Below are 13,939 nucleotides of genomic sequence, written 5' to 3' on the forward strand. Positions count from 1 at the left end.
GGAAATCAAAAAGCACGCCCGCCGCCACGAACTGAACCGGGAACAGGTCGCGGCCCAGTTCCAGCGCTTCCGTCGGACCCCCGCCAGCGAACGGGTGCAAGTTGAGTCAAAGCGCGGTGAGAAGTAAGAACCAGTTTCAACCGCCATTTGAGGCATTCCATGGCAGTATTGCGTGGTCCGCGGCCGCCGGATTGGCGAGGTGGTACAGCACGAGGGCCATGACAAGGCCGACGCTGCCCGCGTGCTCCGGAGTGCGCAGCGAGGGTTCTGCAGGCCCGCACGGGTGATGAGGGTTTCAAGGGAGCCCTGCGGTCAGGTAGCCGATTTTCGCCCTGCGGGGTGCGTATTGGAGGACGGGGCGATCGAAACCTCAGGCCGGGGGAGGGCCCGGAATGCGCTCATACTTGGGAGAGCGGGCGCCGCTTTGCACTTCGAGAGGTCTGGGAGTGCTGGTGGTAGTGCCTTGGGGCGGACCTGTTGATGATGTTTTTCGCTTCAAGGAGCCGGGCCCGCCGTGTGAGGCTGCGCAGCGCTTCCCGGGTGTCGGATCCATCCCACCAGTCCACCGCCATTCCGTCGGTGAAGTGCAGGATGTGAAAAGACTCGAACTCCAGGTACGAGTATGTTGCCGGGGTGCCGGGCAGATCGCCGGTGTGGGTGCCCGCCCAGCGGACGCGCGCTGCGATTTTGTCTGTCCCGGTCACGGTGTCCTGCACCGTGGCGGTCAGGTCCGGCATGGCGCTGCGGAGGGTTTTTGCCCAGTACTTGATGCCTCGCAGCCCACCGCTCTGGCCGAGAATGAAGCTGTGGTCGGTGATGTCATACCTGATGAGCGGGTCGAGGGCGGTGAGGTCACCGGCGGTGATGGCGGCAATGATTGCCTCGAATCTGCCTTCCAGTTCAGAGCGTGGCACGGTCATCCTCCTTTTCGGCATGGGCGGGGCTGCCCTCCTGGTCCAGGGACCGGTGTTGGGCGAGTTGATCAGCGAACCGGACCATCAGGGATCCGAGGGCTTCCCTGTCCTCCATTGACCAGTTGGAGAGGACGTCATCCAAGACGGCCGCCCCGGCCGCACCGATGCGCTGTTGGACCTCCAGGCCGGCGGGGGAGGTGCTCAGCAGCGTGGCCCGTCGATCCGTGGGGTCGGGCTCCCGGACGATGAACCCCCTGTCCTCAAGACGGCGGACCTGCGGGGTCATCGTCGATTTATCCACCCCCTGGGTGGCCGCGAGGTCAGAGATCCGCGTCGGTCCGTTCTTGGTGAGGAATTCGAGCAGTCCGGCATCCGCCGGGGACAGCCTGACGCCAGCGGACCCGTACAAATAGCGGCGCACATCGGGCCGGCTCGCCCAATGGGCCAGCTGCGCAAATCCGCGCCGCACCTGCACCCCGGGAGTCTGCTCCTCCGCGTCTGCGCTCGTGCTCATCTGCTCAGGTTCCATGAAACCAGCATACCCGATATTTGGTATTGCAAACCAAACTAGACGCGGATAGTATGGTTTTACCAACCACATCAATTATTCGAATAGAAAGGCACCGCCATGTCCCACTTTTCCTCCCCGGCCCCGGCCTCCAATACCTCCACTTTCCCTACATCCAGTGCTGGAATCCAGGACCAGCCCGTCAATGGAGCATCGGCCGTGCTGCGCGAGTTCACGGACTACGCGCAGGCCCAGCGGCTCGTCGACAGCCTTTCGGACAGCAAGTTTCCGGTCGAGCACGTGCGCATCGTCGGCCTGGACATCCGCACCGAGGAACAGGTCACCGGGCGCGTGACCAAGGGCAGGGCAGCCCTGGTCGGAGCCGCGGGAGGCGCCTGGTTCGGCCTACTCTTCGGCCTGCTCCTGGGCATCTTCGCCCCCGGAGTGATCTGGCTGACCGTCATTCTCGGCAGCACCGTCTTCGCCGCGTTCTGGGGGGCGGTCTTCGGCTTCGTAACCCACTGGGCCACCCGCGGCGGACGGGACTTCAGCAGCGTCAAGAGCATTAAAGCCGCCCGGTACGCCGTCATGGTCGACACCCCGTACTACGCCGACGCCCTCGCAGTGGCCACCAAAAGCTGATCATTGAGCGGGTCCGCCCGGGAAACCCGCGCCACGATCCCTGGGCGGAGTCGCCTGAACAATAAGGGAGGTGCCTGCCGGTGTTCCCAGCATGGTCAGTCAGTCGGCGAGCCAGGCCATGGCGGCGACCACGAGCGCCTGGGTTCCGGTGTCAAGGGTCGGCTGGATGACCGGGGCGAAGTTGGACGAGTGATTTACCGGAACGTCCTGGGCGATGCGACGGGCGTCAGCGGCCCGCCGGTAAAGCTCCGGGTCGATGCCGCCGATGCCCCAGTAGGTGTAGGGCACCCCCAGTGCGGTGGGTATGTCGCTGAAGTCCTCGCTGGCGGTCTGCTGGCCCATCGAGGCGGCCCGGTCGCCGAAGAATCCAGCGAACGCCTTAACCACCCGCGCGGTGGTAGCAGCATCATTATCGGTGAGCGGGAAACGGTCGAAGAGTTCTATCTCGGGTTCGCGCGGTGAGCCCGATGCGTCGCACTCGCCTCTCACAATCCGCCGTATTGCTTCCAGGACCGTCCGGCGGGTCTCATCACTGTAGGTACGGATATTGAGCTGAAGAACGGCGTGGTCGGGGATAACGTTGCTCTTCGTGCCTGCCTGAATGCTGCCGACAGTAAGCACCGCGGTATCTCCCGGGGGAGTCTCGCGGGACACGATGGTCTGCAGGCGGACCACGATCATCGCCGCGAGCACCACCGGATCGATGGTGGCCTGCGGCATGGACCCGTGGCCGCCGCGCCCGTACACGGTGATCCGCAGGCTGTCCGCCGCAGAAAGCACCGGTCCGGTACGGGTACCGACCGTCCCGGCCGGTGCCGGCAGAACATGCTGGGCCAGTGCCACATCGGGGGCGGGAACAACTGAGGCAAGCTTGTCCTCGACCATGCCGCGGGCGCCGTCACCGGTCTCCTCGGCCGGCTGGAAAAGCGCCACCACGGTTCCCGCCCACTGGCCCACGCCATTCGCCAGCAGCTGCGCGGCACCAAGCAGGCAGGCCACATGCACGTCATGGCCGCAGGCATGGGAGACCGGGACCTGCGCCCCCTCGCCGTCGGTTGCCCTGGCGGTGCTGGCGTACGGCAGGCCGGTCGTCTCCTTTACCGGCAGCGCATCCATGTCGGCCCGCAGCAGCACCGTCGGGCCGCTTCCACTGCGCAACACCCCCACGACACCCGTGCCGCCCACCTCCGTGTGCACCTCGAATCCGGATTGCTTGAGCCGCTCGGCGACCTTCCTAGCCGTTATGTGCTCCTGGTGGGAGAGTTCGGGGTGCTGGTGCAGGTCCCGGTAGAAGTCCTCCTGCCAGGAGCGGACCTCCTCCAGACCGGCCAGCACGGACGAAACAGCAGCCATGACGCCTCCTCAGGGAACCCACACTCGTTCCGGAAACCCTACTTCCCTGAGGTTGTGGCACGGAACATCACCCCAGGGAAGGCGAAGGCCTTGACTGGTGCCGGCGGCCGGTTCACGACAGCACTTCGATCCCGGCAGCAGATCAGGGAAGTAATTTCCGGCACCCGGGACAGAATCACCCACGGGCTGAACCACCCGGGCGGAAGGTGGGAGGGAGGTTGCCAACCGGGGCAGGGGCCCGCGGAATGGTGCATGGAGGTGTCCGACCGGAAGGCCGCCCACTGCCTCTGTCCTCCCGGGATGTCCCCAAGCGGGTACCCGAATTGAGGAGCCCTGTGACGGCGCAGACCTTCCATCCGCACGCTGCCCCGCAGTCCGCAAGGCAGCTTGTGGAAGCGGGCGCCCTGCACCGCTTGATCCAGATCGCCTTGCTCTGAATCCCATTCGCTGCGACACCTTGCAGCGACCATCCAGCCGCTGGCCGACGCCATCACGCGCACCGAAACCGAAAGCCGCTGTGAGCCGGACACGGCAGCCTTCATCGAAGGCTTTATTAGCGCGTGCGCACGCCAGCCCGACATTGCGCGGCTCCTCGTGCACGAGGGCTCAGTCCCTAGCGATCGCCTCGACTACCTCCTCGGCAGTCTCAACAGCACACGGGCCGCCGTGGCCCCTGTCGCAGCACGCTTACGGGCCTGCGGTGCCCTGCCCGACGTAGACGACGACGAGTTCCTGCTACTACTTCTGCTCGCCGGCATGCTGCCCTTCGGCGTCCCGGCGCTTGCGCAGGGAGTACTCGGTCAGCCTCTCGCCCCGGACCGTCACGCGCGCGTTCTCCTCGCAACGCTGTTGAGCGGCACCAGCGACCGCTAGCTACAGGCGCTGGCAGCATCACGTCCGGACATAAGCCATCTGATTCATCGGTACATTCCACGCCGGGCTACGCCCAGCATGCCGGGAGCCTGCCGGGGCACCCACAGCATTGACTGCTATCAAGGTTGAGGAGTGGTGTGCGCCGCCGGCTTCTTGTGACCTGAGCGTCGCATGGTGGAACCTGATTCCCGGCTTTCTTCTCCGCCGTTGTCCTTCTATCACTATCCCGGGGTGTGCGCCTCGAAGGTACGATCGCGCGCAGGAACGGAAGCGAGGATGCCTTGAGGATCAACATCGACCTTGTCCATCATGGTCTGGACGTGACGCAGGATTGGACGCAGTTCACTCTGACGTATCTCCCGTAACGAGGTGATAGAGCGGCCGGTGCATACCTCAATTACCCTGGCAAGTTCGGGAAGGGTGCGAACGCGCGCGTTGTAAAGGCTCTGCTGCAGCATGAGTATCTGACGTTCACGCAGCGGACTATCCGCACGACGAACAGACAGTGCGTGTACCTCACTCAGGTCGATATCCGGATTCATTGTCCGAGCCTAAGCTCCCGCGGTGTCCGACCGATTGGCGCAGCATGAAAGTCCCGTGAACATCCCGGTCAATTTTCACGTAATGGAGGGTGCTGTGAAGCGCGACCGGGAACGGACCCGCCCCAACCCTGACATCTGAAGGCCTCCCGTCACCGAATCCGGGTGCCGCGCGGAACACCCGCAACCGTCCGGCAGCTTCGTACCTATCTGTCACCCAGGGATTACTGTCATGCACCTTTTGGGCCGCTTGGGGCCCGCTGCCCAGACACCCCGCATCCGCAGGTCGAGGTCATTTTCGAGGAGGAGTGCGACTCCCTGGACGGAGGACGGGTGCGCACCTACATCCCGATCCGAGTCGAGCGCAGTGCCCGAAACCTGACCTGCCGCAGGCTCACCGTACGACGACGGCCCGCCGGACCTCTAGTAACGGGTCCGCGGTCGCCAAGCAAGCTTTGATGCCCCAGGCAGCCGATCCGCCACGGGGCATATCGTGTTTCTGAAGTTTCCGCCGTGGCGGGGATAAGCTCCGGCTATGGATTCCACGTCGGTGGTGGAAATTGAGCAAAAGTACGTCGTCGGGGGCGGGACCGCGGTCCCGCCTTTGCTGAACCTGCCCGGTGTTGCCCGGGTGGACCCGCTGGTGGAGTACCGGCTTGAGGCCACGTACTTCGGCACCGAGGATCTGGTCCTGGCCTCGGGGCGCGTCACGTTGCGGCGCCGGACCGGCGGCGGCGACGCAGGCTGGCATTTGAAGCTTCCCCTGGCCGCGGATGAACGGCGTGAGTACCGCGAGCCGTTGGGAGAGGAGACCGACGGCGTCCCAGAACCGCTGCTGCGATTGATCCGCGTCCATATCAGGGACACAGCACTGGTTCCGGTGGTGCGGCTGCTGACCCGGCGCACCGTGTACCGCCTCCGAGGCGAAGACGACGGCGTCCTGGCCGAGTTCAGTGATGACCGGGTTGAGGCGCAGACGCTCGCCCCGAAAGGTTCAGCACAGCACTGGCGGGAGTGGGAGTTCGAACTCGTCGACGGATCCCGGGAACTGCTCGACGCCGGGCAGGAGCTCCTTACGGCCGCCGGCGTCCGGCCGGCCGGTCACGGTTCCAAGCTGGCACGTGCCCTTGGCCCGCGCCTCAACCCCGGTACAAAGGCTCCGCCGGCCCCCACACCCGAGGCTCCCGCGGCCGACGTCCTTCTCGCATACCTTCGGGAGCAGGTGCAGGCGCTGAAGGATCAGGATCCCCGTGTGCGGCTGGACGCCCACGACGCGATCCACCAGATGAGGGTCGCCACCCGGCGCATGCGCTCGGTGCTGGCGACCTACGGTGGACTGCTGGAGGACACCGATGCGGTGAGTCGCCTGCGCCAGGAGCTGAAGTGGCTGGCCGGCCTGCTCATCGGCCCCAACGTAAGCGTCAACCCCCGCCGGTTCAACACGCTGCCCATGCAGGAGCCTCACCGACCACGTGGAAGACCTCAATCTGAGCTGGCCAAGAAACCGAGGGCGGAGCAGGGACACCGGTGAGCATCGATCCCGGACGGCCCGAACCTGGATCCGGGCGCGGGTCGAGGGTTTTGGCTTTGGTCACCGTTCCTTTCGGCACGAAGTGCCTCGTCTGGCTGCGGGGTGAATGGGCCAGCCGAAGTCCGGGGGTCCGTGGAATACCGGAGGGAGCACAGCGAGTGAGGATATGCCGCGAAAGCCCCCGGCGCAGACTTGCCCAGAGAGGAGCAGGCAGTAGGCTGGTCTGCCGAAAGGAACGGCGCAGCCGTCAAGGAATCCAGGCGCGCAGCGCCCATCCGAAGAGCGTCTGCCCTAGACCCAACACCGCCCTAGAGAGCACGCACAGAGACAAATCCGGAAGCGGAGCAAGCTGGGAACTCAGGTGCCCTAAGTTGTTCCGCCGCCTCGACGCGGTGCGCCACTCCATAGGAGCATGTAACAAGGGAGGACGGGAGGCTGATCGAGGCTCGTCGGCGTTCGCTGGTGACGACCGATGCCCGATGGTGCACTGGATATGAAAATGCGCCCGGTCCGTTAAGTTTGCTTCCTCCTGCGGAGGAGGTCCGCACCCTGTCCATGCAGGGTGCGGCCGATCCGATGCACGTCTCCTGGACGGAATACGGGCGGACCTTGTCGAAATTCTCCGCCCACGCCCGATATGTGAGAAACACGCCAGGCAGCCCCACGGTTCCTGCCCCGAGGTAACAGGGGCAGCCTCAGATCCGACGCGGTGTGCTCCCGTACCGGTGCCGCGGATTCTGCCGGTGCCGGTGCACAAATCCGCGACCGCACTCCAAAGAATCAGAAGTTGCGTTTGACTGCCACTGCGGTCAGAGTAGTAAGCACGCTGATAATCAGTTGTTCGTGACAGTCAAGCGATCGGCCGGCGTACCAATAGCGGCCCCGGCACCACGGTAATAAGCCCCGGCGAGTCAGGGCTGCAATGAGTTTCTTAGCTCTTGAGGTACCCGTTGTTCCACCGATCCACCTTCATTACAATCACAATGTAAGGAAAAACCATGATCACCCAGCAGAATCTCGACACCATCCTGTCTAAGGGCGGCAACGTTGTTGACGTTCAGGGCACCAAGATCGGTTCCATCGGCCAGATCTACCTGGATGACCAGACCGGGGATCCAAATTGGGTCACGGCGAAGACGGGGCTCTTTGGCACCTCCGAGTCCTTCGTTCCCCTTGAGGGCGCCAACGCCGACGGCAAAGATGTCAAGGTCCGCTACAGCAAGGACCAGGTCAAGGGTGCACCGCGCATTGAAGCGGACGGTGCGCTCAGCCCCGAGGAAGAAGACACCCTGTACCGGCACTACGGTCTGGCCGGCGGACATCAGAACACCACCCCGAACACCACAACGGCGCCCCCCGTCTCGGGAACCGGCAAGAACACCACCGGCTACAAGCCCGGTTTCCAGCACGGCGATGAGCGGGTCGACCGCTCGGCTGACGGCAGCACGGTGGGTTATGACACCTCCGGACCGACCACCGATGAAGCGATGACCCGCTCCGAGGAACGGCTCCGGGTCGGAACCGAAACCCGGGAAGCCGGCAGGGTGCGCCTGCGCAAGTACGTGGTGACCGAAAACGTCACCAAGACGGTTCCGGTCCGGCGCGAAGAGGTCCGCATTGAGCGCGAACCCATCACCGATGCCAACCGGGGCGACGCCATGGACGGGCCCGCGATCAGCGAGGAGGAGCACGAAGTCATCCTCCATGAGGAGAAAGTCATCATCGACAAGGAAGCCGTTCCCGTTGAGCGGGTGCGCCTGGACAAGGAAACTGTCCAGGCCCAGGAAACCGTGTCCGGTGAAGTCCGTAAGGAAAAGATCGAAATGCTGGACGCAGACAAGCCAGGCAAGGCCGACCGCCGCTAGTTGACCGAACCCCCCGGGAGTTGTCACCGGCTCCCGGGGAAGTTCCCTTTACGCACCGGCGTACGGTCTTTCGAAGGGCGCGACACAAACATGTCCGTCACCCGGCTTGCGAGCGTGGTGACGGACAAGAATGCGAAACACCATTCCAAGGAGAGTCATGGCACAGGACCACAACGCAGGAGCAAGCACACCCAAGGGCCGGCGCAACGATGTCGTCAATGCCCAGAAAGAGAAGTTCGGCGGCATCAAGTTCGGGTCTGCCTTTTTTGGTTGGCTCACCGCGATCGGCATGACGGTCATCCTGAGCGCCTTGGCCACCGCGATCGGCGCGGGCGTCGGAGCCGCCAACAACACAGATGCCGGCGAAGCCGCCAACCAGGCAACGCAGAACGCGGAAACCGTAGGTGTTGTCAGTGGCATCGTGCTGGCACTCATCTTGTTCCTCGCCTACTACTGTGGTGGCTACGTCGCCGGCCGTATGGCTCGTTTCGACGGAGTCAAGCAGGGCCTCGCGGTCTGGCTGTGGGGCATCATCATCGCCATCGTTGTTGCCATCCTCGCCGCAATTGCCGGAGACCAGTTCAACGTCCTCTCACGCATCGGCGGAGCGCCCAGCATTCCCGTCGACGGTAGTCTCCTGAGCGCCAGCGGTCTCATCGCCCTGGCCATCGCCGTCCTCGTTCCCCTCATTGGGGCGATCCTTGGCGGCAAAGCCGGGATGCATTTCCACCGCAAAGTCGACCAGGCCGGCATCGACCACCAGGCCGGGCTGACCTCCTAACCTGACACACCAAGCCGGGCCAGGCGCGTCATCAGCACCGCGCGCCTGGCCCGGCCATCTTCCATCACTCCACCAGATTGTTGAGGTAAGGCACCATGCCAAACGAAACCACCACAGGCCCGCGAGACAGCTCCACACCCCCCGCCGGACAGGACACAGCCGACCAGGACGTTCTTGATGAACTTTCCGCAGGGGAGTCCGGGCAGGCAGAAGCCTTTCTCGAAGAGCTCTCCGAAGCTCCCGCCCTCGAAGAGGACGCAGACAGCCTGGTGAAACCCGAGAACAGCTGATCCCGAGGGTCGTCTTAGCATCATGGGTCGCGGAGGTCAGCCCTGTAGGAGGAGCTGGACGAACCCGCGCACCAGAGGACGCCTTCATCGTTACGTCGACGCCTGGTCAGCTTCATCCGGATCCTCACCAGCCGGTAACCACCACGCGTCCTATAAGCCGTTCCACCGCGACACTATTTCCGAGCGCGACTGCCCCAAAAAAATTCCATATGACTTCTGATCTTGCCGAGTCGCGTATACCCCGCCCGCAGAATTGTCCCGCCGGGCCGCTCAACTAAACCACCAAGATCTGCCTGAACCGAGGGGTAGCTCTTCGTCGTCGCCTACTGTTCGCAGGGGGAGGCGATCGCAATGAGGAGGGCGCCCGCGAAGATGCCAATGATGATGACCAGGGTGGTTCGTTCCCCGAACAGCGTCGCAGCGGCTCCTCCGATCACAGCGCAGACGGCACCCATGGTGCGGTTCACGGATCGCATCGTGCCGTTCACCCGACCCATGAGCGCGTCGGGTGTCAGTCCTTGGCGGAAGCTCATTTCGTTCGCGTTTTCCAACCCGCCCGCGAAACCCTGGAGCTCGAACGCGGTGAAGACCAAGGCGGTGGCAATGGTGTCTGCCTGGGCCGCGCCGCTGGCCGGCGCGAGAGCGACCAGTGTCCAGGCGAGAGGGTAGATGGCCCTGCCTCCAGTGATCGTGGCTCCTGGGCCGAAGCGTTCACCGGCGCGCGAGGCGACAGTGGCGCCGGCCAAGGCCGCGATTCCTCCCACCGCAAACAATTAAGCCAAAGAGGAATGCCGTGAAGCCCAGGGTGCGGAGGGTGAAGACCGCCAGAACGGTGAGGGCTGCGGCGTTTCCGATGAACCATACATGCGTGGACCAGGCCAGCGGTCCCAGAATGCGGTGGCGGTAGGTCCACCGCAGGCCCTCGGCAATCTCACGCCGGACCGACCGCGGGCCTGATTCCCGGCGGACGGATGGTTTGAGGCGGAGCCCGGCGATCAACACGGCATCGCGGATGTACGTCACGGCGTCCACAGCGATGGCCAATGGCGCGCCAATGGTACCGACGAGGAAACCTCCCAGTGCCGGACCGACGGTCTGCGCGCCCGCTTCGGCCTGGTCGAGCCGGGCGTTGGCGGCGCGCAGCGCGCGCCGTTCCACGATCTGCGGTAACAGTGACTGGGTGGCGGCGAACCCGAAGACGGAGAAGATGCCGAACAGGAGGAGCAGCACGATGAGCACCCACAGGTGCAGCACCCCGAAAGCCCAACAGGTCGGGATCAGGGCAAAGCTCGTGGCGCGCCCGAGGCTAGCCCACTGGATGCCTCCCGCCAAGCACTGCTGCTACATCATCCAGTGGGTCACGGTGAAAGCCCGCTGGGGCATGACCGTCGACTCTCGCGAAGAGACAGCCCTAGTTAATAAGGCGGACAGGTGCCCGGTCCGCCAACTCACCATCACTAGGTACTAGGCTGGCCCAGACCTGTAAATGAGCCCCCACGCTTCACCGTGTGGGGGCTTCTTCATATGCGGCCGAGTTGGCCTATCCCTTGGGGAGTCCAAAGTATGCTCGATGGCACCGCGGTTCCCAGGAAAGGCAATGATGAACGACGACAGCAAACTCGACCCGAGCGAGGATTTCCCTGCCAACTTGGACGGCCTGCCGACCGACGACGTGAGCGTGCTCAACAGCAAGGTTCACCGCCAGATGGACGCCGAGTACGTCGAGGAGGGATCGCTCGACCCGGAAACCGAGGGACGAAATGAGGAACTGCGTCTTGAGCTGGATGACCGGGACGAGGAAGCGGGCAAGGCTGAACGACGCCCGGACCGCCGCGAGCACGAAGCCTGAACGAAAACAAGAGCTCAACCCGCAAAGAGGGCAACGGATCTTCGTCGAGATCAAGCCCTACGCTGTCTCGCATGGAGTCGCTGCGTCTTCAGTCAGCAATCAGGGGTATGCGCCACCTGCCAACGTGCGACACACCACCTCGTGATGTTTGCGGACAACCACTCAGAGGCTGGGACGCAACGCCGAGAACTGTCGAGTGAATGCTCGCGATGCCACGCAAAGTCCGAATGTACATGATCCCGGGGACCCCGGATTCCAGTTGACCCGCCCTAGGCCGACGCGAGGTAATAGAGGTGGTTACCTTGGTCAAGCAGTTGGACATGGTGCTGGCCCCCTCATGCCACGTGGCAGCAAGGCCGGATGCCAGGGCGCTGCGGGCGAGTTCTTGCAGGGCCGTATCTGGTCTCGGGGCGGAAGGCTTCCTCCCTTTGAGGCGGAGGGAGGAAGCCTTCGTTCGATACAAGGACCCATACCTCAAGTGCGGCGCTAGCCAGGTTGGGGCCTCCTCGAAGGCTCTGGTGTTACTGCGTTCCGCCACACCCAGCCTTCGCGCATGGTTTGGGTGGCCGGCTCAAGGAACCGAATCTTCACGGCTTTGCTGTTCCACGCAGTCGCGCGAGCCTCTAGTTGGACGGCCTTGGTTGGGTAAGCAGTCAAGGTTGTCCACCCCGGACAGGTCGGGCAGGCCCCTGGCGGGATGCCCTGTGGATTGATGGACCCGACAAGGAGCTGAATGTTGCCCAGTTTTTGATGCGCCTCACGAATCCACCCCGGATGCCAATAAGCCGGCTGTCTTTCTGCCGCGATCCAGCCTAAACTCCAGCACGGGGCTCCGGTGGGGGATCGGAGGAAATTGAACGTGGGGGCTGATCGTGACTGAACCGGCGCAGACTTGCACAGTTTCTGATACCGGAAATTCCGCGCAGGACCCGGAATCGGGGTCCACTGAGCCGTCACGTGCCGAAACTCCGGGACGGGATGCGGAAGGGGTGGCGGCCCGGTTGGAGGACCGGCAGCTGCTTGAGCTGTGCGATCGAACCTACGAACTCCTCGAGGGCGATTATCCGCCCCGCCAGGCCCGAGCACAGTACGAGGCTCTCCTGGATGAACTGGAACGAAGGGCAGCCGCTGCGAAGGCCCTCCGGCCCGTGACGCCGTCGCCCTTCGCGTTCCGGGACAACCCCCCGCTGTACCGGTTCGAGCTGCATTACGGCGGTGCTTTGGCCGCATATGTGACGTACGACCTCCCCGCAGGTCAACTGGTGCTGATGAAGACCGTTGTGCAGCCGCCCTTCAAAACGCTGACCACCACGGTGCAGGCGGCACTGCATCGGCACGTTGCCCTCAACCTGCACCGCCGCCGCCTGCCACTCACCGTGCGCTGCCCCAAGGCCAGGGCATTCCTTACCGAATACCCCCAGTATGGGAGCGTGATTGCCCAGCGCTGACCGCAGCCCGGCCCGGGATGGTTGGTCAGCCACGCTCCACAGAGGAGCACCAGGCCGATCACCTCACCCGGAGGTGTTCTCCTAGGGAGGCGGCCGCAATGCTTCCTTTCCGGCGAGAGGCACAGGCTATGGAACGGGCAGTGCACGATCGCCGGTCCGCCGTCCACCCGTCGAACTCAAGGAACAAACCGCAATGAAAGGGAATGGAAGGAAATGGGTTCAGCCGGCGGGGTAGGGGATGGGCTTGAGCAAACGGGCGAGGTGGACGGCGTTGCGGGCAGCCCCTGCCGTGGTGTCGGCGATCTTCTCCGGGACAGAGCCGAGGTCCTTGAAGTCGATGGTCTGCATTGCTTCACCGACCCAGTAGGTGCTGCCTTGGGCGGGGAGAGTGAAGCCGATGTCGTTGAGTCCCTGCTGCATATCCGCCACCGTCTTGTGGGCGCCGTCCTCGTTGCCCACGACGGCCACGATCCCCACTTTCCCGTACATAACAGGCCGCCCGTCTTCGTCGGTTTCTGCTAGGTCGGCGTCGAGGCGCTCGAGGACCCTTTGGGCGATGCTGCAGGGGTGGCCCATCCAGATCGGGGTGGATAGGACAAGGATGTCCGCGGCGAGGATCCGCTCGCGGATCCCTGGCCAGTCATCGCCTTCTCCCATGTCCTTTTCCACGCCGGGCAGGACATTGTGATCGACCACCCGGATCGAGGAGGTGGTGACACCGTGCAGGGCCAGCTGGTCAAGAACGCGGCGTGCCATCAGGTCACTGCTCGAAGGTCCCGGGGAGGGGGTGAGGGAACAGATCAGGGCAATGGCGGCAAGGTCGGTCATGGTGATCCTTTGTCTAGCGGCGATTCGAAGGAAGAGGAAGCTGAGGGGTTTCATAATGCCGTAGAAGTGATTCGGTCGGCGGGGTCCGCAATGGTGTCGAACGCCGGCCCGGCCGGCAAGAGGCTGCCGTGCAGACGAAACACCGCGTCGGTGTGGCACGAGAGGCACTGTTGAACGGGGAAACCCGTCTGCTCGACGCAATCATTGTCGACCCCCCGTTCCTGAGCATGTTCACCCTCCACACGTGCGGCTGTGCCGCGATACTCCACCACGAGTGGTGGGGGCTCCGTCCGGCCGGGGCGGGTGTGGAACCGCGGTCCGGTGATCCCCGGGCGGGAACGGGTGGGCCACCGCGGGAGCCGAAGAGCTCCTGCGGTGGCCTGTGGCGTCGGTTAGCGGATCAGGGTGATCCGGCCCGGCGCCGGGACGGGCGGTCTGAACTTGGAAATGGTCGACCACGAATACCTGCCAGCGCCGCTCAAAGAACGCCAGGATCAGGTCCTGTTTGGAGGGAAAAT

At 64.1% G+C, this 13,939-nt stretch carries 15 protein-coding genes; 8 read left to right on the forward strand and 7 right to left on the reverse strand.

Annotated elements, in window-relative coordinates; genetic code table 11:
* Window positions 1-398: 398 nt before the first annotated feature.
* Both AC4D2R_RS17625 and AC4D2R_RS17630 read right to left on the reverse strand, forming a co-directional pair.
* Window positions 399-914 carry an ester cyclase gene (locus AC4D2R_RS17625; RefSeq protein ID WP_490941401.1) on the reverse strand — a complete coding sequence of 172 codons (516 nt, stop codon included), beginning with the start codon at window positions 912-914 and terminating at the stop codon, window positions 399-401.
* Window positions 901-1,443, reverse strand: coding sequence for a MarR family winged helix-turn-helix transcriptional regulator (locus AC4D2R_RS17630; RefSeq protein ID WP_490941402.1), 543 nt, complete (start codon window positions 1,441-1,443; stop codon window positions 901-903). Before AC4D2R_RS17630 ends, AC4D2R_RS17625 begins: the two co-directional genes overlap by 14 nt.
* A gap of 99 nt (window positions 1,444-1,542) precedes the next feature.
* On the opposite strand from AC4D2R_RS17630, the gene AC4D2R_RS17635 reads away from it, so the two are divergent.
* The gene (locus AC4D2R_RS17635) at window positions 1,543-2,064 is read left to right on the forward strand and encodes a general stress protein (RefSeq protein WP_490941403.1); all 522 of its coding nucleotides are present in this window, start codon (window positions 1,543-1,545) and stop codon (window positions 2,062-2,064) included.
* Window positions 2,065-2,163: 99 nt separating this feature from the next.
* Here AC4D2R_RS17635 and AC4D2R_RS17640 read toward each other — a convergent pair whose 3' ends face one another.
* Window positions 2,164-3,417 carry an amidohydrolase gene (locus tag AC4D2R_RS17640; RefSeq protein ID WP_490941404.1) on the reverse strand — a complete coding sequence of 418 codons (1,254 nt, stop codon included), beginning with the start codon at window positions 3,415-3,417 and terminating at the stop codon, window positions 2,164-2,166.
* Between the two features lie 1,094 nt (window positions 3,418-4,511).
* Entirely contained in the window at window positions 4,512-4,832 is a 321-nt protein-coding gene (locus AC4D2R_RS17645) for a hypothetical protein (protein ID WP_490941405.1), read from the reverse strand.
* 162 nt (window positions 4,833-4,994) lie between these two features.
* On the opposite strand from AC4D2R_RS17645, the gene AC4D2R_RS17650 reads away from it, so the two are divergent.
* From AC4D2R_RS17650 to AC4D2R_RS17670, 5 genes are all read left to right on the forward strand, one after another.
* Window positions 4,995-5,288: a three-helix bundle dimerization domain-containing protein gene (locus AC4D2R_RS17650; protein ID WP_490941406.1), complete on the forward strand. Its 294-nt coding sequence runs from the start codon at window positions 4,995-4,997 to the stop codon at window positions 5,286-5,288.
* A 76-nt stretch (window positions 5,289-5,364) separates the two neighbouring features.
* Window positions 5,365-6,360, forward strand: a complete 996-nt coding sequence (locus tag AC4D2R_RS17655; protein ID WP_490941407.1) for a CYTH and CHAD domain-containing protein — start codon at window positions 5,365-5,367, stop codon at window positions 6,358-6,360.
* A gap of 998 nt (window positions 6,361-7,358) precedes the next feature.
* The gene (locus AC4D2R_RS17660; protein WP_490941408.1) at window positions 7,359-8,225 is read left to right on the forward strand and encodes a DUF2382 domain-containing protein; all 867 of its coding nucleotides are present in this window, start codon (window positions 7,359-7,361) and stop codon (window positions 8,223-8,225) included.
* 157 nt (window positions 8,226-8,382) lie between these two features.
* Complete coding sequence (locus AC4D2R_RS17665) at window positions 8,383-9,006, forward strand: hypothetical protein (RefSeq protein ID WP_490941409.1); 624 nt, start codon at window positions 8,383-8,385, stop codon at window positions 9,004-9,006.
* Between the two features lie 95 nt (window positions 9,007-9,101).
* On the forward strand, window positions 9,102-9,296 hold the full coding sequence (locus tag AC4D2R_RS17670) for a hypothetical protein (RefSeq protein WP_490941410.1): 195 nt from the start codon (window positions 9,102-9,104) through the stop codon (window positions 9,294-9,296).
* Between the two features lie 323 nt (window positions 9,297-9,619).
* Here the strand turns inward: AC4D2R_RS17670 and AC4D2R_RS17675 are convergent, their stop codons facing one another.
* Entirely contained in the window at window positions 9,620-10,042 is a 423-nt protein-coding gene (locus AC4D2R_RS17675) for a hypothetical protein (RefSeq protein WP_490941411.1), read from the reverse strand.
* On the reverse strand, window positions 10,008-10,628 hold the full coding sequence (locus AC4D2R_RS17680; protein WP_490941412.1) for an MFS transporter: 621 nt from the start codon (window positions 10,626-10,628) through the stop codon (window positions 10,008-10,010). The genes AC4D2R_RS17675 and AC4D2R_RS17680 overlap by 35 nt, the downstream gene beginning before the upstream one ends.
* 265 nt (window positions 10,629-10,893) lie before the next feature.
* Between AC4D2R_RS17680 and AC4D2R_RS17685 the strand changes: the two genes are divergently transcribed.
* Complete coding sequence (locus AC4D2R_RS17685; RefSeq protein WP_490903988.1) at window positions 10,894-11,145, forward strand: hypothetical protein; 252 nt, start codon at window positions 10,894-10,896, stop codon at window positions 11,143-11,145.
* A gap of 989 nt (window positions 11,146-12,134) precedes the next feature.
* Window positions 12,135-12,593: a GNAT family N-acetyltransferase gene (locus AC4D2R_RS17690; RefSeq protein WP_490941413.1), complete on the forward strand. Its 459-nt coding sequence runs from the start codon at window positions 12,135-12,137 to the stop codon at window positions 12,591-12,593.
* A 219-nt stretch (window positions 12,594-12,812) separates the two neighbouring features.
* Here the strand turns inward: AC4D2R_RS17690 and AC4D2R_RS17695 are convergent, their stop codons facing one another.
* Window positions 12,813-13,421, reverse strand: coding sequence for a flavodoxin family protein (locus AC4D2R_RS17695; RefSeq protein WP_490941414.1), 609 nt, complete (start codon window positions 13,419-13,421; stop codon window positions 12,813-12,815).
* Window positions 13,422-13,939 lie beyond the last annotated feature (518 nt).

This window comes from Arthrobacter sp. TJ-217 (assembly GCF_058269255.1).